At 62.7% G+C, this 19,652-nt stretch carries 21 protein-coding genes; 12 read left to right on the top strand and 9 right to left on the bottom strand.

Features of this window, described 5'->3' with window-relative positions:
* Positions 1 to 71: 71 nt before the first annotated feature.
* Together AC1Q61_RS07370 and AC1Q61_RS07365 are read left to right on the top strand one after the other, a co-directional pair.
* Positions 72 to 1,412: a glutamine synthetase family protein gene (locus tag AC1Q61_RS07370; RefSeq protein WP_003941637.1), complete on the top strand. Its 1,341-nt coding sequence runs from the start codon at positions 72 to 74 to the stop codon at positions 1,410 to 1,412.
* Positions 1,409 to 4,423: a bifunctional [glutamine synthetase] adenylyltransferase/[glutamine synthetase]-adenylyl-L-tyrosine phosphorylase gene (locus AC1Q61_RS07365; protein WP_042921890.1), complete on the top strand. Its 3,015-nt coding sequence runs from the start codon at positions 1,409 to 1,411 to the stop codon at positions 4,421 to 4,423. The genes AC1Q61_RS07370 and AC1Q61_RS07365 overlap by 4 nt, the downstream gene beginning before the upstream one ends.
* A gap of 9 nt (positions 4,424 to 4,432) precedes the next feature.
* Here AC1Q61_RS07365 and AC1Q61_RS07360 read toward each other — a convergent pair whose 3' ends face one another.
* Positions 4,433 to 5,293, bottom strand: a complete 861-nt coding sequence (locus AC1Q61_RS07360) for a spermidine synthase (RefSeq protein WP_007735449.1) — start codon at positions 5,291 to 5,293, stop codon at positions 4,433 to 4,435.
* 166 nt (positions 5,294 to 5,459) lie between these two features.
* On the opposite strand from AC1Q61_RS07360, the gene AC1Q61_RS07355 reads away from it, so the two are divergent.
* The 4 genes from AC1Q61_RS07355 (at position 5,460) to AC1Q61_RS07340 (ending at position 9,228) form a co-directional block, all read left to right on the top strand.
* Positions 5,460 to 6,587 carry an NDMA-dependent alcohol dehydrogenase gene (locus tag AC1Q61_RS07355; protein ID WP_003941634.1) on the top strand — a complete coding sequence of 376 codons (1,128 nt, stop codon included), beginning with the start codon at positions 5,460 to 5,462 and terminating at the stop codon, positions 6,585 to 6,587.
* A gap of 188 nt (positions 6,588 to 6,775) precedes the next feature.
* The gene (locus tag AC1Q61_RS07350) at positions 6,776 to 7,597 is read left to right on the top strand and encodes an alpha/beta fold hydrolase (protein WP_215515968.1); all 822 of its coding nucleotides are present in this window, start codon (positions 6,776 to 6,778) and stop codon (positions 7,595 to 7,597) included.
* Between the two features lie 59 nt (positions 7,598 to 7,656).
* Positions 7,657 to 8,688: a cupin domain-containing protein gene (locus tag AC1Q61_RS07345; RefSeq protein WP_042921887.1), complete on the top strand. Its 1,032-nt coding sequence runs from the start codon at positions 7,657 to 7,659 to the stop codon at positions 8,686 to 8,688.
* A gap of 18 nt (positions 8,689 to 8,706) precedes the next feature.
* On the top strand, positions 8,707 to 9,228 hold the full coding sequence (locus tag AC1Q61_RS07340; protein WP_042921885.1) for a hypothetical protein: 522 nt from the start codon (positions 8,707 to 8,709) through the stop codon (positions 9,226 to 9,228).
* Positions 9,229 to 9,276: 48 nt separating this feature from the next.
* Here the strand turns inward: AC1Q61_RS07340 and AC1Q61_RS07335 are convergent, their stop codons facing one another.
* Complete coding sequence (locus AC1Q61_RS07335; RefSeq protein ID WP_003941581.1) at positions 9,277 to 9,963, bottom strand: GntR family transcriptional regulator; 687 nt, start codon at positions 9,961 to 9,963, stop codon at positions 9,277 to 9,279.
* Positions 9,964 to 10,091: 128 nt separating this feature from the next.
* On the opposite strand from AC1Q61_RS07335, the gene AC1Q61_RS07330 reads away from it, so the two are divergent.
* Genes AC1Q61_RS07330 through AC1Q61_RS07320 form a run of 3 tightly spaced genes read left to right on the top strand, consistent with a single transcriptional unit; the run spans position 10,092 to position 13,010 of the window.
* Complete coding sequence (locus AC1Q61_RS07330) at positions 10,092 to 11,012, top strand: sulfurtransferase (RefSeq protein WP_042921883.1); 921 nt, start codon at positions 10,092 to 10,094, stop codon at positions 11,010 to 11,012.
* Positions 11,013 to 11,055: 43 nt separating this feature from the next.
* Positions 11,056 to 11,901, top strand: coding sequence for a hydroxyethylthiazole kinase (gene thiM / locus AC1Q61_RS07325; RefSeq protein WP_042921939.1), 846 nt, complete (start codon positions 11,056 to 11,058; stop codon positions 11,899 to 11,901).
* Complete coding sequence (locus tag AC1Q61_RS07320; RefSeq protein WP_042921881.1) at positions 11,901 to 13,010, top strand: LLM class flavin-dependent oxidoreductase; 1,110 nt, start codon at positions 11,901 to 11,903, stop codon at positions 13,008 to 13,010. The genes thiM and AC1Q61_RS07320 overlap by 1 nt, the downstream gene beginning before the upstream one ends.
* On the opposite strand, the gene AC1Q61_RS07315 is transcribed toward AC1Q61_RS07320, so the two are convergent.
* Together AC1Q61_RS07315 and AC1Q61_RS07310 are read right to left on the bottom strand one after the other, a co-directional pair.
* On the bottom strand, positions 13,003 to 13,353 hold the full coding sequence (locus AC1Q61_RS07315) for an inorganic pyrophosphatase (protein WP_042921879.1): 351 nt from the start codon (positions 13,351 to 13,353) through the stop codon (positions 13,003 to 13,005). The genes AC1Q61_RS07320 and AC1Q61_RS07315 overlap by 8 nt on opposite strands.
* A 2-nt stretch (positions 13,354 to 13,355) precedes the next feature.
* The gene (locus AC1Q61_RS07310; RefSeq protein WP_252194467.1) at positions 13,356 to 14,135 is read right to left on the bottom strand and encodes a helix-turn-helix domain-containing protein; all 780 of its coding nucleotides are present in this window, start codon (positions 14,133 to 14,135) and stop codon (positions 13,356 to 13,358) included.
* 56 nt (positions 14,136 to 14,191) lie between these two features.
* Here AC1Q61_RS07310 and AC1Q61_RS07305 point away from each other — a divergent pair, with 56 nt between their 5' ends.
* Positions 14,192 to 14,584, top strand: a complete 393-nt coding sequence (locus AC1Q61_RS07305; RefSeq protein WP_042921874.1) for a VOC family protein — start codon at positions 14,192 to 14,194, stop codon at positions 14,582 to 14,584.
* Between the two features lie 72 nt (positions 14,585 to 14,656).
* Here the strand turns inward: AC1Q61_RS07305 and AC1Q61_RS07300 are convergent, their stop codons facing one another.
* The 5 genes from AC1Q61_RS07300 to AC1Q61_RS07280 all read right to left on the bottom strand — a co-directional run bounded on the left by AC1Q61_RS07300 (position 14,657) and on the right by AC1Q61_RS07280 (position 18,046).
* The gene (locus AC1Q61_RS07300; RefSeq protein WP_172827113.1) at positions 14,657 to 15,700 is read right to left on the bottom strand and encodes an alpha/beta hydrolase; all 1,044 of its coding nucleotides are present in this window, start codon (positions 15,698 to 15,700) and stop codon (positions 14,657 to 14,659) included.
* 151 nt (positions 15,701 to 15,851) lie between these two features.
* Positions 15,852 to 16,190 (bottom strand): DUF3349 domain-containing protein, encoded by a 339-nt coding sequence (locus AC1Q61_RS07295; protein WP_492651389.1) that lies wholly within the window; start codon positions 16,188 to 16,190, stop codon positions 15,852 to 15,854.
* Between the two features lie 11 nt (positions 16,191 to 16,201).
* On the bottom strand, positions 16,202 to 16,528 hold the full coding sequence (locus AC1Q61_RS07290; protein ID WP_003941653.1) for a DUF3349 domain-containing protein: 327 nt from the start codon (positions 16,526 to 16,528) through the stop codon (positions 16,202 to 16,204).
* 34 nt (positions 16,529 to 16,562) lie between these two features.
* On the bottom strand, positions 16,563 to 16,844 hold the full coding sequence (locus tag AC1Q61_RS07285; protein ID WP_003941641.1) for a hypothetical protein: 282 nt from the start codon (positions 16,842 to 16,844) through the stop codon (positions 16,563 to 16,565).
* A gap of 14 nt (positions 16,845 to 16,858) precedes the next feature.
* The gene (locus tag AC1Q61_RS07280) at positions 16,859 to 18,046 is read right to left on the bottom strand and encodes an inorganic phosphate transporter (RefSeq protein WP_047270833.1); all 1,188 of its coding nucleotides are present in this window, start codon (positions 18,044 to 18,046) and stop codon (positions 16,859 to 16,861) included.
* A 187-nt stretch (positions 18,047 to 18,233) separates the two neighbouring features.
* On the opposite strand from AC1Q61_RS07280, the gene AC1Q61_RS07275 reads away from it, so the two are divergent.
* Both AC1Q61_RS07275 and AC1Q61_RS07270 read left to right on the top strand, forming a co-directional pair.
* Positions 18,234 to 18,629: a PPOX class F420-dependent oxidoreductase gene (locus AC1Q61_RS07275; RefSeq protein WP_042445944.1), complete on the top strand. Its 396-nt coding sequence runs from the start codon at positions 18,234 to 18,236 to the stop codon at positions 18,627 to 18,629.
* Between the two features lie 96 nt (positions 18,630 to 18,725).
* Positions 18,726 to 19,184: a DUF5994 family protein gene (locus AC1Q61_RS07270; protein WP_042921868.1), complete on the top strand. Its 459-nt coding sequence runs from the start codon at positions 18,726 to 18,728 to the stop codon at positions 19,182 to 19,184.
* Positions 19,185 to 19,652: the final 468 nt, after the last annotated feature.

The raw sequence follows: 19,652 nt of genomic DNA, 5'->3' as shown, positions 1-19,652 counted from the left end.
GACCAATCACTCTGTTAACCGGGACCACTGATGTAACACAGATTTAACGTGGCTTGCTTAGTCTCGCGTGCATGGATCGCCAAAAAGAATTCGTGCTTCGTACCCTGGAAGAGCGCGACATTCGGTTTGTCCGCTTGTGGTTCACCGATGTTCTCGGGTACCTCAAATCGGTGGCGATCGCCCCCGCCGAACTCGAAGGCGCCTTCGAGGAGGGAATCGGATTCGACGGTTCCGCCATCGAGGGATTCTCTCGAGTCTCCGAAGCCGACACCGTCGCTCGGCCCGACGCCTCGACATTCCAGATCCTGCCGTGGGCCCACAAGGATGGTGCGCAGCATTCCGCTCGCATGTTCTGTGACATCACGATGCCCGACGGTTCGCCGTCGTGGGCCGATCCGCGCCACGTACTGCGTCGCCAGTTGAGCAAGGCCAGCGACTTGGGCTTCAGCTGCTACGTCCACCCGGAAATCGAGTTCTTCCTTCTGGAGAACGGCCCGATCGACGGCACTCCACCGATCCCGGCGGACTCGGGCGGATACTTCGACCAGGCTGTGCACGATTCGGCTCCGAATTTCCGCCGTCACGCCATCGACGCACTCGAGTCGATGGGCATCTCGGTCGAGTTCAGCCACCACGAGGCCGCGCCGGGTCAGCAGGAGATCGATCTGCGCTACGCCGACGCACTCTCGATGGCCGACAACGTGATGACGTTCCGGTACGTCGTCAAGGAGGTCGCGATCGGTGAAGGCGTCCGGGCAAGCTTCATGCCCAAGCCGTTCAGCGATCAGGCCGGCTCCGCGATGCACACCCACATGAGCCTGTTCGAGGGCGACACCAACGCCTTCCACAATCCGGACGATCCGATGCAGCTCTCCGAGACCGGCAAGGCGTTCATCGCCGGCATCCTCGAGCACGCCAACGAGATCAGTGCGGTCACGAACCAGTGGGTCAACTCGTACAAGCGACTCGTCCACGGGGGAGAGGCACCCACTGCCGCGTCGTGGGGCCCGTCCAACCGATCGGCTCTCATTCGCGTCCCGATGTACACGCCCAACAAGGCGTCCTCGCGCCGCGTCGAGATCCGTAGCCCAGACTCGGCTTGCAACCCGTACCTGACTTTCGCGGTCCTGCTTGCTGCCGGTCTTCGCGGCATCGAGAAGGGCTACACCTTGCCGCCCGAGGCAGAAGACGACGTGTGGTCGTTGACCTCCGCCGAGCGTCGCGCCATGGGTTACAAGGAACTGCCGAGCAACTTGGACAGCGCTCTGCGCGAGATGGAGAAGTCGGAGCTCGTGGCCGAAGCACTCGGCGAGCACGTCTTCGATTTCTTCCTGCGCAACAAGCGTCGTGAGTGGGAGGAATACCGCAGCCACGTGACGCCGTTCGAGCTCAAGACCTACCTCGGTCTGTGACGGTGAAACCGCCCGCTGCGAGATCAGCAGTTCCAGGACCGGGTCGACTCGGGCTGGTCGAGCCCACCGCTGCCGACGAGTTGCGTCAGCTCGGTTGGGTCGACGCCGAGAGCATCGAACTCTTGTGGTCGCTGTCGCGTGCCGCGAACGCCGACCTCGCTCTGCGCACCCTTGTGCGGATCAAGGACGGGCTCGGCGACGGGTGGCGCGAACTCGATCAAGCCCTTCGCAAGGACAAGAGCCTGCGCGGCCGTTTGTTCGCACTGGTGGGTGCGTCGTCGGCTTTCGGCGACCACCTGGCCGCGGATCCGATCGGCTGGAAACTGCTCGACGGCACCGCTCTGCCGACCAAGGACGAGGCGACTGCAGCGTTGCTCGAGGTCGTGGGTGCAACTGTCGACGAGGGTGCCACCGAAGGTTCATTGACCTACCGCGCCACGGTAACCGGGCCGGAAGCTGTTGTTGCTCTGCGTAAGAGCTACAAGGACCAGTTGATGCTGCTGGCTGCGGCTGATCTTGCGGCGACCGTCGAGAACGAACCCGTAGTTCCGTATCAGACTGTGGGGCACCAGCTTTCCGATCTGGCCGACGCCGCGCTGACCGCTGCACTTGCGGTGGCCATCGCAACGGTGTGTCCCGAGGGCAGCTGTCCGATCCGGCTCGCCGTGATCGCCATGGGCAAATGTGGTGCGCGCGAGCTGAACTACGTCTCCGACGTCGACGTGGTGTTCGTCGCCGAACCGGCCGATGCGACGGCCAGTCGCGTTGCCGGTGAGATGATGCGTATCGGTACCTCCGCATTCTTCGAGGTCGATGCTGCGCTGCGGCCCGAAGGCAAGCGCGGAGAACTGGTTCGCTCCCTCGAATCCCACATCACGTACTACAAGCGCTGGGCCAAGACCTGGGAGTTCCAGGCACTGCTCAAGGCTCGTCCGATGACCGGCGACATGGAGCTCGGTCGCCAGTACTCCGAGGCGATGAGCCCGATGGTGTGGATCGCCTCCGAGCGCGAGGACTTCGTCCCCGAAGTCCAGGCCATGCGTCGACGCGTCGAGGAAATGGTTCCCCCCGAACTGCGTGAGCGTGAACTCAAACTCGGCCGCGGAAGTTTGCGCGACGTCGAATTCGCCGTCCAACTCCTGCAATTGGTGCACGGGCGCGCCGACAGTTCGTTGCATGTCCAGAGCACCGTCGATGCACTGACTGCATTGGCGGCGGGTGGATACGTCGGCCGCGACGACGCCGCCAACCTGACTGCGTCGTACGAATTCCTGCGTCTGCTCGAGCACCGTCTGCAGTTACAGAAGCTCAAGCGCACACACACCCTGCCGCCGCCGGACGACGAGGAAGCGCTGCGTTGGCTGGCCCGCGCCGCGCACATGCGACCCGACGGTCGTCTGGATTCCCTGGGAGTCCTGCGCGCCGAGATCAAGCGGAATTCGCATCGGATTCGCCGCCTGCACGCCAAGTTGTTCTACCGCCCGCTTCTCGAATCGGTGGCGCGGATGGACAAGGAAGCACTGGTCCTGGGGCCAGAAGCCGCGGTTCGCCAGTTGGCCGCTCTCGGTTACACGGCACCCGAGCATGCTCTCGGGCATCTGACTGCACTGACGAGTGGCGCTTCACGCAAGGGTCGCATTCAAGCGCTCCTGTTGCCGACTCTGCTCGAATCACTCGCGGACACACCGGATCCCGATGCCGGTCTGCTCGCTTACCGCAGGCTCTCGGACGCGCTCGTCGACCAGACGTGGTTCCTGCGCCTGCTCCGCGACGAGGCTGCGGTGGCCGAGCGTCTGATGACGGTGCTGGGCTCGTCGGCGTACCTACCCGACCTGCTCATCAAGGCTCCCGACGTGATTCGCTTGTTCGCGGATTCGCCGAGTGGACCGCGCCTGGTCGAGCCGAAGCCCGAGGACGTCGCTCGCGGAATCCTCACCGCCTCCGGCCGACACAGTGATCCCAATCGTGCTGTTGCTGCGGCCCGCTCGCTGCGGCGACACGAACTTGCGCGAATCGCGTCGGCCGACATCCTCGGCATGCTCGATGTTCCTGCAGTCTGCAAGGCGCTGTCCTCGGTGTGGGCCGCGGTGCTCAATGCATCGCTCTCCGCGGTGATCAAGGCCAGCGTCACCGAACTCGGGACCGAGGCGCCGGCCAGTTTCTCCGTCATCGGCATGGGTCGACTCGGCGGCGGCGAACTGGGCTATGGATCCGATGCGGACGTGCTGTTCGTGTGCGAACCCCGCGAGGGCGTCGACGAGACCGTTGCGGTCAAGTGGGCCAACAGCATTGCCGACAAGGTCCGCAAGCTCCTCGGGGCACCGAGTACCGATCCGCCGCTCGAAGTCGACACCGGATTGCGTCCGGAAGGCCGTAACGGTCCGATGGTGCGCACTCTCGAGTCCTACGACGCGTACTACGCGAAGTGGGCTCAGGCGTGGGAGATTCAAGCGCTGCTTCGTGCGCACCCGGTTGCCGGTGATCCTGAACTGGGACTGCGGTTCCTGCACATGATCGACAAGACCCGCTACCCCGAGGGCGGCGTCAGTGATGCGGCGGTGCGCGAGATCCGGCGCATCAAGGCGCGAGTCGATTCCGAAAGGCTCCCGCGCGGAGCCGATCCGGCGACGCACACGAAACTGGGTCGCGGCGGCTTGGCCGACATCGAGTGGACTGTGCAATTGCTGCAGCTGCGCCACGCCGACAAGATCGAGTCGCTGCACAACACGTCGACCCTCGAGACTCTCGACGCCATCGGCGCCGCGGAACTGCTCAGCGAAGGTGACGTCGAACTGCTGCGTGACGCCTGGATCACCGCGACGAAGGCACGCAACTGCCTCGTTCTGGTGCGGGGGAAGCCGACCGATCAGCTTCCCGGCCCGGGCCGTGTTCTCGCGGCGGTGGCGCAGGTCGCTGGATACGGCGACGACGCAGGGGAATTCCTCGACAATTACCTGCGCATCACGCGTCGGGCAAAAGCAGTGGTGGAGAGGGTCTTCGGCGGGGAGTAGCGTTTTTGCTCAGTCTTGGCGAACCGGCGCATTCGCGGCGAACTTGCGGACTTCGGCGTCCTGCCACACGTGGGCGGGAACTCCGCCGCCGAGTAGCTCGCGCGCGAGCGCGGGTTGCCCGCCGATCGGTACGTCGCTGCCCGCGATGATCATGTTGCCGTAGCGGCGGCCCTTGAGCATCGCGGGATCGGCGATGATCGCCATGTGTTCGAACTGTGCGCCGATGGTTGCGGCCTCGCTGCGCGCGCCCTGGAGATCCGGGGTGTCGCCGCAGTTGACGATGTAGATGCCGCCCGGTGCGAGCACGCGTCGTACGTGGGTGGTGAATTGCGCCGTCGTCAGTGGTGTCGGAGTTGTGCTGCCGGCGAAGACATCTCGAATCACGATGTCCCGGGTGGACTCGGTGAGAGTTTCGGTGACGGCGCGGGCTTCTCCGACGCGGATGCGCAGAAGAGGCGCGCGCGGGAGGTCGAACCAATCGCGTACAAGTTCCGCCAGAGCACCGTCGATTTCGACCACCACTTGACGCGCGTCAGGGTAGGTGGCGGCGAAGTATCTGGCCATGGAGCAGGCGCCACCGCCGAGATGAAGCACCCGCAGGCGCTCGGCCTTGTCACGTTCGGAATCGACCAGATGCGCGATCCACCGCATGTACTCGAAATCGAGCACCGTGGGATCCGCGACGTTCACGTGGGAACTGGGCACTCCGTTGATCTGGATGATCCAACTGTCATCGGAGTACTGATCGCGGACTAGTTCGCACGTCCCGGTATCGATCGGAAAAGTGCCGGCGACGGGACCGGACTCGCCTCGCTCGGGAGTACTGCTGCGAGTTCTGGTCTTGCGAGTTCCCTTGGCCACTGTGTCCATGTTAGCCGTGCGCCTTTCTGGTAGAGGCGGCTACCAAAAAGGCACACGGACCGACGGTATTCTCGGGCTACTTCAGGCACACTCGTACATGGAGTGTGATCGGCGACACAAATGCCGGCGCGTTCTTTCGTCGTCCGTGCATCACGAAGAATTTCGAGGAGTGCAGGTGAAGGTCAAGGCAGCGGTAGTCAAGGCGCCAGGTCAGGCGTGGGAGATCGAAGAGGTCGAGCTGGGGGACCCGGTCTCGGGTGAGGTGCAGGTCCGACTCGCCGCATCGGGGCTGTGCCATTCGGACGAACATTTGCGTACGGGCGCCAGCCCGCTGCCCTTCTACCCGGCCCTGGGCGGGCACGAAGGCGCCGGAGTGGTGACGAAGGTCGGACCGGGTGTCGCGAGCGTCGAAGAAGGCGACCACGTGGTTCTCGCCTTCATCCCGGCGTGCGGACGTTGTCCGTCCTGTGCGAAGGGTCTGCAGAACATCTGCGACGAAGGAGCCGGCCTGTTGACCGGGCAGGCGATCTCCGACAAGACGTACCGCGTCACCCTCGACGACGAGCCGGTCATCCAGATGTGCCTGCTCGGAACATTTTCGCCGTACGTGACCGTCAACGAGGCGTCGGTGATCAAGATCGAGAAGGACATCCCGCTCGACAAGGCGGCCTTGCTCGGCTGCGGTGTTGCCACCGGTTGGGGATCGGCCACCGCAATCGGTGGAGCCAAGGTCGGCGACACGGTGGTGGTCGTCGGCGTCGGCGGTGTCGGAATCAACTCGGTGCAGGGTGCGGCGTCCGCCGGAGCACGATTTGTGATCGCGATCGATCCCGTCGAGTTCAAGCGCGACAAGGCAAAGGAATTCGGCGCCACACACACTTTTGCCTCCCTCGAGGAAGCGCTACCGGTGATCGGCGAGATCACCTGGGGCAAGATGGCCGACGTCACCGTGATCACCGTGGGCGAGATTCACGGCGACATCATTCAGCCCGCGCTCAGCGCGACGGGCAAGGGTGGCCAGGTCGTGGTCGTCGGAATGGGGCATTACGCAGATTCGCAGGTGACGCTCAGCCTCTTCGAGCTGACCCTTCTGCAGAAGCGTTTGCAGGGAGCCATCTTCGGCGGGGTAGGGCCACGGTCCCAGATTCCCAAGTTGCTCGATCACTACCGAAGCGGCGCACTCAAACTCGACGAGTTGGTGACCAAGACTTACAAGCTCGAGGAGATCAACGAGGGGTACGCCGACATGCTCGAAGGAAAGAATCTGCGCGGGATGATCGTCTACACGGAGGACGATTACTGATCGTTTCCCTTTGACTGAGGGCTCCGGCCCGGCACCACGCTTCGTGATGTCGGGCCGGAGTCTTCTGCCCCCACGCACATTTCTGTCGATCGATGAGTCGACTGCCCCCGTAGTGGGCACTCGCAGAGTGAGGAAACCGGGCACCGTGTCCGGATCTCAGTCCACGACTCGACAGAGAAGAGCAGAGCATGCCCTACATCACCACCTCCGACGGAACCGAGATCTACTACACCGAGCACGGCGTCGGTCGGCCGATCGTCCTCAGCCACGGGTGGCCGCTGAGTTCTGACGCGTGGCAGGTCGAGATGAAGTTGTTCGCCGACGCCGGCTACCGGACCATCGCGCACGATCGTCGAGGACACGGTCGCTCGTCGAAGACGTACACCGGCAACGACATGGATACATATGCCAAGGACCTGGCTGAGCTGATCGACACACTCGACCTGAAAGACCTGGTCCTGGTTGGCCATTCGACCGGCGGCGGGGAAGTGGTCCGGTACGCGGCGCAGCACGGCAAAGGGCGCGTGGCCAAGGTGATCACCGCCGGCGCCGTACCGCCGATCATGGTCAAGTCGGACGGCAACCCCGAAGGCGCACCGATCGAGGTCTTCGACGGCATCCGTGAGGGAGTTCTGCGAGACCGATCGCAGTTCTACAAGGATCTCAGCGAGAGCTTTTACGGCGCGAACCGCGAAGGTGCCGACGTCTCGCAAGGGGCGAAGGACGACTTCTGGCGGCAAGGGATGTTGGTCAACCTCGCCGCGGCCTACGACTGCGTCAAGGCATTCTCGGAGACGGACCAGACCTCCGATCTCGAAGCCATCGACGTTCCGTTCCTCATCGCTCAGGGCGACGACGATCAGATCGTGCCGATCGGCGCAGCGGCCGAGAAGGCGATCAAGCTGGTGAAGAAGGGCACGCTGAAGGTGTATCCGGGCGCACCTCACGGCATCTACGGCTCATATCAGAAGACACTGGACCAGGACATTCTCGCGTTCATCGAGGACTGACGTCAGCGAGGCGGAAGGACCGGAGTCGAAAGGACCAGAGTGGGAAGGATAAAATTGCCATGTCTACACACGTTGCCTCACTATGCAATGGCCCCAGTGTCTTCGAGAACGAACTCGGGTCGATCTCGCAACTCGACACGAGTTCGTTGCCGATCCTGTCCGGTCTGTCGATCAAACGAATTGTTCTCGGTCCCGGCGCGATCCGTGAACCACAATGGAACGTCAACGCGAACCAGATCGCCTACGTCACCAGCGGAACCGTGCTCGTCTCGATGCTGGGCAATGCTGACGAGTTCGCCAGCTTCGTGGTGCGAGCGGGGCAGATGTATCACGTCGAATCCGGCGCGATTTACCACATCGAGAATGTCGGAGAGGAGGAGGCGGAGATCATCGCTGCCCTGCGTACTTCACTCCCGCAGCACTTTTCGTTGCAGAGTAGCGTCAGCGCAATGTCGAACGCGGTGCTCGGCAACACGTACGATCTCGCCGCATCGGCCTTCGACGTCTTCGGTGGAGTCGATGCGTCCCAGATAGTTCGGCGGGACGGCGCCGCCGTCGTTCCCGATACCGCCGGCCTTCCCAACGCGCATCTCTTCGATCTCGAAGGCCAGATCGCGCCTCTCGCATATCCGTACGGACAGGCGAAAGTGGCGCGCAAGCAGTATTGGGCGGCGCTGGAGGATCTTTCGATGTACTCGTTGACAATTCGCGAGAGTGGGATGCGTGAGCCACACTGGCATCCCGTCACTGCCGAAATGGGATACGTGCATCGTGGTCACGGGCGGATGACGGTCCTCGATCCGGACGGTTCGCTCGACACCTACCTACTGGAGCCCGGTCAGGTGTATTTCGTTCCGCGTGCCTATCCCCATCACATCGAGGTTCTAGGTGACGAGGACATCAACTTCCTCATCTTCTTCGACCAGCCGACGCCGGGCGACATAGGCTACCGTGCAACGGCTTCCGCGTTCTCACGCGGCGTTCTCTCGGCCTCGTTCGGTGTTCCGGAACGGGATCTGCCGCACTTTCCTTTCACCCCGATCGATCCGCTCATCGTCTCGCGGATCAATCCGATCGACCGCCAGCACTGACCGGCAAGGACGCCCATCATGACCACCACGCTCACCGTGACCGATCACGGGACGACGCTCGACTTCACGTACGAGGACGCCCTCCGCTATCACGGTCCGCAGGCCCCGGGCGGCGTGGCCCATGCCTACAAGGTTCTCGAGCGCGCTCTCGGTGTGCTCGGCGGGGAAGGCTCCGTCGAGCGTCGCGAGCTGGTCGTCACCACCGCACACGGCGGACCAGGAGTGCGCGATTCGTTCGAGTTGGTCACGCGCGCGGTGACCGAAGGGCGGTACACCGTTGACAGTTCCTTGGCCAGGCGTGAACGTGGAAACAAGCTCGCGCTGTACGTATTTCGGATCACCTATCGCGGCGCGAGCGTCACGCTGACTGTTCGGGAGGGGTTCGTCGTCGACGAGTTCATCACTCTGTCCCGTAAGTCCGACCGGACGGCCGAAGACGAGTCACGGCTGACAGAGCTCAAGCAGGAGATGGCGGATCGAGTGATGTCGAGCCCGGCCGAGAGCGTGTACGACGTCGAGACCGGCACGCTCCCCGTCTGAGCGACGGCGGCGCAGGCGTCGGCGTGCAGAAATCTGGGCTGTCTGAAGTCAGCGGCTGGCGAACATCCTTATTCGTTGGTCGCGGCTGCGCTCGAGATGGTTGCGCATGTGACCACGTGCGGACGATTCGTCCCGGGCGCGGATGGCGTTCAGGATCTCTTGATGCTCCGAATTGAGCAGGTCAGGTTCGCCGTAGTTCGACGGCGGGCCGCTGTCGTAGATTCGCAGTTGGGTGGTGAGGCGGATCAGCAATGAGGTGATCGTGGAATTGTGGGCGGCCTGCCAGAGGGCCTCGTGAAACTTGAAGTTTCCGGCACGAACCTCGGTGCCTTCTGTTGCAGTGCAGCAGAACTCGTGCAATCCGTCCAGGCGGGCAAGGTCGAGATCGCTGTGGCGGAGTGCGGCGGCGCCGGCGGCTTCCGATTCGAGGGCAACCCGCGCTGCGTAGATTTCGATGACGTCCTCGGGAGTGCCGGAGCGGACACGAAAACCGCGGGCGGCTCGTTCGAGTAGACCGTCGTGCGCGAGCCAGTTGAGTGCCTCGCGGATCGGGGTACGCGATGCGCCGTACGATTCGCACAATTGAGTCTCGTGCAGCGGAGAGCCCTGGGGGAACTTGCCGGCCAGGATGTCGGCTCGCAGGCGCAGGTACTGCCGCGAGGTCTGATCGGACCGGCCCAGCGCAGCCTCCGGCACCAGCAGATCGGTGGTGCTCGTATCGGCGTCGAGATCCATGTGTCCTCATTCCTGTGCATGCAAGTAGAGCGCGTTCGATTATGCCATCGGCGACGAGTGAGTACTTGCGTATACGCTAGTACTCATTTAGGTTCGTGCTTGTTCGTTTCCGAGGGAGAGGGTCTGAAGTGGCTGGAGAGACCGCGTCGCCGCTGGTGAGTGCTGCTGAACTCGACGCGATGCTGCGCGAGGGAGGCGTCGCTGTGCTCGACGCGACGATTCATTTTCCTCCCGCGCGATTTGACGGCGACTATCGCCCGGAGTCCGGGTACGACGGCTGGGTTTCCTCGCACATCCCGGGTTCCCGACACGTCGACCTCATGGACGTCTTCTCCGAAAGGGAAGCGGCGCTGCATTTCACACGCCCGTCAACGGAGCAGTTGATGTCCGATCTCCAATCCAGTGGTATCGAACCGGGTGCGACAATCGTGATCTACGACCAGGGTTCGACCACTTGGGCATCACGGCTCTGGTGGGTGTTTCGCAACGCCAGCATCGAAGCAAGGGTCCTCGACGGTGGCCTCGCCGAATGGACTCGATGCGGCTTCGCCCTCGCGAGCGGCGACGACGTCACCCACACGTCGGCGTCGAAGCGTTGGAGTGTGACGGACCTTGGCCTGTGGGTCGATCTACCTCGCGTTGCCTCACTGTCCTCAGGAGAAGGAGCCGGAACGCTGGTGTGCGCGCTGGCGCCTGAGCAGTACGAGGGAACGGAGAAGACGCGATATTCGCGACGCGGACATATTCCGTCAAGTGTGAATCTGTCTGCGAAGGGTCTTCTCGACGCCGATGCCCGGATGCTTCCGGCGGACGATGTTCGGTCGAAATCTGCTGACGTTCTACCAGCCGTCGCTGAACCTGTCGTGATCTATTGCGGCGGTGGAGTTTCGGCGTGCCTGACAGCACTCGCACTGATCCGCGGCGGCTATGAGGACGTCAAGGTCTATGACGGCTCGTTGGAGGAATGGACTGCAGATCCGACTTTGCCGATGGTTGTCGGCGGTGAGCCCGGCGGCGCGGTTGCGGATGTTCGATGTCCGCGGTCCTGAATCGCCGCAGTCCTCAATTACCTCCCGTCCTGAAGGAATTCTCATGTCTGACACTGTCTCTGTCGAAACCGTCGCGTCGGCGATCGACGCACTCCGCGATCAGGTACCGCTCGTCCAGTCGCTGACCAACATCGTTTCTGCGAACTTCTTGACCAATGTTCTGCTCGCCGCCGGCGCAAGCAACGCTCACATCGACAACGTCCACGAAGCGGGTGGGTTCGCTGCCATCGCCGGGGGAGTGCTCGTCAACCTCGGAACGCCGGACGACGGGACAGCCGAAGCCTTCCTGATAGCAGCAGAAGCGGCCCGAACTGCCAGTACGCCATGGGTTTTGGATCCCGTCGGTGTCGGCGGACTACCCTGGCGGAGCGGTATCGCTGTGGATCTGCTGCGCTTTCACCCCAGCGCAATCCGGGGGAATGCGTCGGAGATCATCGCGCTTGCGGGACTCGGCGGTGACACCCGCGGCGTCGACAGTGCCTCCGATTCCGCCGACGCAGTGCCCGCCGCTCTGTCACTCTTGAAGCATGCGGATGCCGTGTCGGCATCCGGACCGGTCGACTACATCGTCGGCCGCGATGCGGGCGGTGACACCCGGGGCATCCGAGTCTCCGGTGGCAGCGCACTGTTGCCGCGCGTGACCAGTACCGGTTGCTCTCTGGGCGGTCTTGTCGCCGCCTACCTCGCCGTCACGTCGACCGCGCTGGACGGATTGGTTGCCGCGCACACGCATGTTGCCGTGGCATCGGAGATCGCCGAGGAAAATGCCTCGGGCCCCGGTTCTTTCGCGGTCGCATACCTCGACGCGCTCTACAGCGTGAATGCGGACACCATCCGCTCACGTGCCCGAATCGAATCGTTCGACCTGCCGGCTGGAGTGCAGAACTGATGGGCATCAAGACATTCTGGTATCTCACCCAGGCAGACGGGGACTACCCGTGGAGCCCCGGTGGGCTGTTCCCCGTGGACGGGGCCAGGCAGATCGAGCTCGCGAAGACCATCGACGACGGCGGATTCGAAGGTGCGCTTGTTGCCACCTGGCCGAACGATCCGTTCATCTCGGCGACGTGGGCGGCAGCGCACACCACGCGCATGAAGTTCCTCGTCGCCGTCTACGCGAACATGACGCCGGCGCGACTGCTGGCGGAGAAGGCATTGACTTTCGACGCCTTCAGCGGCGGCCGACTGTTGATCAACTCGGTCAACGGACGCGAGAACATCCTGACCAAGTACGACATGAACGTGCCCCACGACGAGCGTTACGAGTTGGGGGAGCAGTACTGGGCGGACTTCCGCCGCATCTACGCCGAAGGCACGGAGTCGAACTTTCCCAACACACCACTGCGTATCGATGCGCCCGCTGGGCATCAGGTTCCGCTGTGGGGTACCGGTGATTCGCCTGCAGGCCTGGCGAATTCAGGCAAGGTGCTCGACACCTACTTGGCGATGCTGCGCGAGACTGCGTTCATCGAAGACAAATTCTCTGCCGCACGGGCGGCGGCGGAGGCAGCCGGGCGCGAGTTCACCGACTTCGGTGCGCTCACCGGTGTGATCGTTCGCCCCACCAAGGCGCAGGCGCACGACCGGTTCCGTTCGTTGTTCGAGAAGACGGGCGTCGAGCAGATCGCTCATGTCTTGGACAACGCAGTGCGTCGTCGTACTCAGGGGAAGCAAGACCTCAAGACCTTCACCGCCCGCGACGCTCAGCGACAGGGTTGGGCGGACAAGATTGCCTCCGGCCGACTTCCGGAACCGGAGGAGTTGTACGTCGGTGACGGGCTGTACGCGGGTATCACGGCGTGGTCACCCCTCGACATCTTCGGCACCGGGTCATCGGCCGTGTACTACGTCGGCGATCCGGATTCGATCACGGACTCGGTACGCACGCTTCGCAGCCGAACCGGTTTGACTGCACTGATCCTGGCAGGTTGGCCTCTGATCGAGGAAGCGAAGTGGGTTGCGGAGCATCTTGTTCCGCGATTCGACGAACTCAGCTGACGGCGCGCCGCAAGACAGTGGCACCGAGACCTAGAACGTCGCGGAGAAATGCTGTGGCAGTGTCGATTTCAGACGCAGTACATTCGAGAAGGATCTTGACTTCCACGTCCTTCTTGACGATGTCGGCAACAACGGCCACGGCGACAACACCGTTGCCGACGGCCGAGCCTCGGAACAGATCGATCCCGTCGCCGTCCGCGCTGACCGTGCCGTCGAGATAGCCGTAGTCGAGCGGATAGATCGCATCGGGGTACCGCGGGTGTGCCGACCCTCGGGGGCGATCGATCACGACAGCTGACGTGGCAGCCAGGTGATCGAGGGCGGCGAACAGATCTTCGCTCATCGTTACCGGTGCTCGCGCAGTAGCTGAGTCGGTGTCAGACCTGCCAGTGCACGCGTATCGCGTGCGAGGTGGGCTTGGTCGGCGTAGCCGGCGCGACCGGCCAGCGACGACAGCGTGAGTTTTGCGCCGCGGCTGAGAGTCAACACGTCCTGCATTCGTTGCACCTTCTGAATCAGTTTGGGGGACAGCCCGACCGCTGACGTGATCGATCGTCTGAAATGACGTTCGGAAACACCGAGGTCTGCAGCAATCTCTCGTATCGGCGTGGAAGGGGAGGAGATGAGCGCGGAGTAACCACGCTCGATTCCGTGGTCGGGTTCCAGTCCGCGCCACAACTGGCCCAGTAGTTGTGCGTCGACTGCCTCGTGGCGCAGGGCGTCGGCAAGTACCCGCGCTTGTCTGGAAGTGAGGATGTCGTCGATGGCGATCTTCGAATCCTGCACCGCATCGGCAGCTGTGCCGAGCAGGCTCCGCAGAGCCGGTGGATTGATCCGGATGCCCCACATGGTTGTACCGGCGGCGACCGAAACCAGATCGGCACCGGTGGCAGGTCCGACGAGCCACGACTTTCCGGTGCTGTCGACGATGAAGTCTGCGCAGAGATCGGGAAGAATCCGCTTTGCTTCCGTGGGCGCATGGGGGTCGGTAGTGCTTTTCCACGTGCAACTGAAGAGGCCGGCCGAACCGGTGATCCAAGTCTCGACATAGGTGTGGCCGTTTTGTTCAAGACTCGACGCTACCGTCCGACTACCGTCAAGAGCGAGGGTGTCAGTGCCGGTCATCAGATCATCGTCACACACTCGCCGATCACTTCTCGACCCGAAACAGGAGAAATACCGTGTCCGTCTCTCCGAGACTCGATCTCGTCGGAATCGTCACCAACGATCTCGCGCGTTCCCTCGCGTTCTACCGAACCCTCGGGCTCGACATTCCGGAAACACCCGCTGACGCTCCACACGTGGAGTTCACTTTCGACAGTGGGCTTCGGCTGGCCTGGGACGCGCTGTCCACCATCACGAGCTTCGATCCGGACTTCGCTGTCGGGGAAGGTCGACACCCCGTCGCTTTGGCCTTCGATTTCGGGACACCCGCTGCAGTCGACGAGGCGTATCAGCGCATCACAGCCGACTTCCCCGGACACAAGGCGCCGTTCGATGCCGTGTGGGGGCAGCGTTACGCCGTTCTTCTCGATCCCGACGGCAATACCGTGGATCTCTTTGCCGCGCTCTGATTTCGAACGACGCAGGCCCCGACCGAATATCGGTCGAGGCCTGCGGTTGTCGGTGATCGAGTAGTTGTCAGTTCACCAAGCGTTGAGGGTGTCGAGGATCTGGCCTCGGGCCTTCCACAGTTCTGCACCCCAGTACGGCCACGAATGAGTGCCGTTGGCTGGGAAGCTGTACGTTGCCGGAATTCCCAGGGAGTTCATGCGCAGCTGGAATGCCCGTGAGTTCATCAGGGCCAGGGCTTCGAGGCCGATGGCGCTACCGGTATTCACGAAGTCGACGGGACGACGCGGTTGATCGAACTGCCCGGGTAGGCCGCTCGCAGCGGAGATGTACAGCGAGAGCCCAGCCAGTTCGGGTGCAAACACGAAGGGATCGTTGCGGAGCCAAGCGGGGTTCCACGGCGGTCCCCACATTGCATCGACATTGAAGGACCCGGCGCTGACCATGGCCACCCGGATCGCCTCACGCATGCCTGGAGCTGAGATGTTGAGGTATCCCGAGAGCGAACCGGCGAACTTGAACTGATCGCGGTGGTAGGCGGCTAGCGTCAGTGCCGCGCTGCCACCCATGGACAGCCCGAGCACGCCGTTGTTGGTTCGGGAGACGCCGCGCGATTCCAGATAGGCGGGAAGTTCCTGGGTGAGGAAGGTTTCCCATTTGTACGTGACCGGCTGGCGATTCAAATTGCTGTTCGCATACCAGTCCGAGTAAAAGCTGGACTGCCCGCCGACCGGCATGACCAGCGTGACGTTGTCGCCACGATACTGCTCGAGAGCGTTGGTCTCGAAACTCCATGCGTTTCGGTCGTCGCGTGCTCGTAGGCCATCGAGAAGATAGAGCGCCGCGTTGCCGCCGCGCGAAGCCCACTGGATCTGAACCTTGATCGGTCCCATCGACGAGTCTACGAACACTTCCTCGTAGCCACCGGCCGGGGCGGTACGCGCGGGCGCTGCGGTCGCTACCGATCCGCTGATCAGGCCTGCGGTCAGGGGGAGTGCGAGTGCTGTCGCTGCGAGGCCCAGGATCCGACGCTTGATTCGTTTCGAAATACGGTTTCTCGAAAGATCCGGGTTCGAAATATCTGGGTTCTTCGCCAAATCTGTGTGAGCCTCGTGCATGTATCACTCCCGCCCCAAAGGTGCTTGCACACCGAAATCCGACCGAGCCCCCCGAGGCGCGGAATTCCTTATGACACTAAGTGGTCTGTATTGACCTCGACGGCACCGTTACCGGTTCGTTATCAAACTGGTCCGATTTACCGTAATGCCGTCAGGCGTCGTCGACCGGAGGTTGTGCCACGATTTGCCAACCTCCACGAATCAGGTGTTCACGTACCCGAGCGATGTCCGATTCGTGCGGAATTTCGTCGGTGACCTTGGTGATGAGGACGCCGATGTCGATCGGATCGACCGAACCGGGAAAGTCGATCGGATCGACCGGAAGCGGAAAGCCGGCGACGAGATCGTCAGCAAGAACGGCGATCTCGTCGTCGGACAGTTGTCGCCGGAGCAGGGCCATCAAAGGGACGTAGTCCTGCTCCGGCACACCGTTCGGATACCCGGCACGCAGCCAGCCGAGTATCGAAGCCAGAAGTGGTGGAAGACTCAACGAATCGAGCTTCAGTGGTTGTCGAGATCAGCGAGGGGCCACCCGGCGGCAGCAAGGACGGAGGCAACGCGCGCGATGTCCTCGTCCGAGGGAGTCTGGCTCGTCAGATCGGCGATCTGAGCGCTGATCTCGTCGCTCGAGATCACCTGGTCGCTGTTGACGTCGCTCAGTTCTGCGAGTGCAGCGCCGATGGCAATGTCTCGAATTTGCGCGTCCGAGAGTTTGCGTCGTAGCAATGCGACCAGCGGAATGCGGTCCTTGGGCGGTATGCCTTCGGGGTAGCCGGCGCGAAGCCAGTCAAGAATGGATTGAGGAAGGGATGGAGTCGGTGCAGTCACGGTGATGTCTTTCCGCTCGTGAGGGCGCACGAGATCAGAAGATCTCGATGCCGAATGTGTGGCTGAGGAAGCCCTGCATGATGAAGAGGATTCCGGTGACGATCGCGATGAGCACGACCGCGAAGCACACCACTGCGCCTGCCACGGCCAACGGACTGCGAGCCGCGACGGCAGTGCTCCCGCCGCCACTGCCACGTTGTCCGGCGTCGAGCGACTTCAGGCCGATTGCGAAGATCGCCGGTAGTCCGGCGCCCAGCAGGAGGCCGACCAGTACGACCTGCCAGAGCGAGTCGACGGTGTTTTTCAAGATATCCATGTCGATTCCCTCTTTCAGGCTTTGACGTCGGTGGTGACGCGGGCGTCCGGACCGGGGACCTCTGCGGGTACCAGGCCGCCGTCCCACTCGGCGTTGACGTTGCTCGGATCGATGGGCTCCTTGCGGGAGCGCAGGTACATCCAGCCGGCCAACGCGATGAGCACGGCGAAGACGACCAGGACACCGGGCAGGCCGCCGACGATGTCGGCCAGTCCCCAGCACAGAGCGCCGACGATTGCAGCGGACGGAAGAGTGATCAACCAGGCGACCGCCATACGCCCGGCTACGCCCCAACGAACTTCGGCGCCCTTGCGTCCCAGACCGGTTCCCATGATGGAACCCGTCGCCACATGGGTGGTGGAGAGCGGAAGGCCGAGGTGGCTGGAGGTGAGAATGATTGCAGCAGAGGATGCTTCGGCTGCCATGCCTTGTGGTGCGGCAATCTCGACAAGTCCCTTGCCGAGAGTGCGGATGACTCGCCAACCGCCGAGGTAGGTTCCGGCAGCGATCGCGAGCGCACAGGTGAGCTTGACCCAGAACGGCATGTCCGCGTCGGCGGAGATGGTTCCGTGGGCGACCAGGGCGAGGAAGATGACGCCCATGGTCTTCTGAGCGTCGTTGGTGCCGTGTGCGAGGGAAACGAGTGAAGCCGAACCGATCTGGCCGAGTCGGAAACCTTTGTCCTTGGTTTCTTCTCCGACGTTGGAGGTGATGCGGTAGATGAGCCAGGTGCCGGCCGCGGCAACCAAGCCGGCCACGACGGGAGCGAGAACTGCGGGGATGACAACCTTGCTGAGGACGCCGCTCCAGGCGACACCGCTCATGCCGAGGGACGCGATGGCGGCGCCGATCAGGCCGCCGAACAGTGCGTGTGAGGAACTCGAGGGGATGCCGAGCAACCACGTTGCCAGGTTCCAGATGATGCCGCCGACAAGGCCGGCGAAGACGATGGTGAGCAGCGCTTGGCCACCCACATTTCCGAGGTTCACCACGCCCTTGGCCACGGTGGCAGCAACCTCTACCGAGAGGAAAGCTCCGACCAGGTTCAAGGAAGCAGACAGAGCGACTGCCACCTTGGGCTTGAGGGCGCCGGTTGCAATCGACGTGGCCATAGCGTTGCCAGTGTCATGAAAACCGTTGGTGAAGTCGAACCCCAGAGCGGTTACGACGACGACGAGGAGAACGATGAGTTCCGCATTCACGAGAAGTCATGTTCCAACACCTCCGGGCCTCAAATCGACCTCAGACGTGGTCGTTCCGCGACATTTCCACCGCTCGGCACCTGTTGTTCACCTTCGTCCGGATAATTGTCCGTTTTGAAACTCCTGGGGTAGAGAAAATTCATTCGCGTGCATGGTCGTGGAGGTTGTGGAGGCATACGCTCGTTTCATGTCCCTGGGCGAAGAGAAGACGATCTCGGTCACCACATTCCGTAAGAGCGGTGACGGCGTAGCCACGCCGACGTGGGTCGTGCCTCTGCCTGACGGACGTATCGGCTTCTGGACTTCCTCGAAGTCGGGTAAGGCCAAGCGTCTGCGGAACAACCCACGCGTCACCGTGGTGCCGTGCAACAACCGCGGAAAGGTTGCCGACGGTGCGTCGCCGGTCACCGGGACCGCTCAGTTGGTGAGCGGTGGAGCTGAATTCGACGAGATCCGCAGCAAAGTCAAAGCGAAATACGGTGTGATGGTGCCTATTTCGAAATTCTTCAACACCCTCGGTCACATCGGTAATGGTCCGTTCCCGTACGGCGACACCGGCGTGATCATTTCCGTCGATGCGTAGTCGGGATTGCGTAGCGGAGTAGTCTGAAGGTATGGAACCCACGACCGGGCACCTCTGCCTGACGGTTCCACGAATCCTCCGTCAAGGAGCCTCGTCATGGCGCACATCAGCACTCTCGACTATGCAATGGAAGCGCCGCAGCGCCATGTCGGGCAACCTTTCCCGTCGCCGACGCGGACTCCGCGATTCCTGCTTCGTGGGCAAGGTGCCGTCAAGGCATCGGTTGACGGCGCGTGGTTCCCGTGGACCACGAACGTCACGGCGGAGCTTCACGATCTGATATCCGCACTTTCGTTGCGGCTGGGGCCGATCGCGAGGGTTGCGTTCGACTGGAACACGATCAGTAGTGCGCAGCGACGTATCGACGAGGTCGACGGACTGGAAGTGCGGGGTCCGTACCCTGGCCAGCCCCACGATTTGATGTATCTCGACGATATCTATGGTCGTCAACTCGTTTTGATGATGATTCCGCCGTACACGGATCCGGACCGCGCGTACGAGGTCATGCGGCGGTTGGTGGATCCTGTCCGCAGCGAAACCTATCGGGTGCAGTGAGATCTTTCTGACGTGCGGGGGTCGAATCTCGCGATTCCTGAACATGCGTCCAGTTTGTCTGGTTTGATGGTTCTCGTAACCACGATCTCAGGCGCATTCCCTCAGGTCAGCGCTTGGGCGCGGCAGCTTGACTCCCTGCCGTGTCGTCGGTCCGGCATGTCCACCACCCTCCCACTGTGCGTGAGCGCCGGACCAGAGGAAGCCCCGCCCTCCCCACGGGGGTGGGGCTTCTACTCTGTTCGGGCTGAGCGGCGTTCGCATCGCCGAATCCGCCCGCTTGTTCGGCAGTTCGGGACGCCCTGGCCCGTAGCATCGCCACCGTGAACATTTCCCTACTCGGTGCGGCTGGGCTTCAGGACTGCGCCGACAGTGGAATGGACTGCATGGACGGTGTCGACGACGGGTGAAAACTGAACGGATGTCGTCGGACGAAAATTAACCACCTTGCGTGAGTGTTGTGGGGTGATT

This window comes from Rhodococcus sp. MPR-R1B, from assembly GCF_058793255.1.
This window is presented reverse-complemented; position numbering and strand designations above follow the sequence as displayed.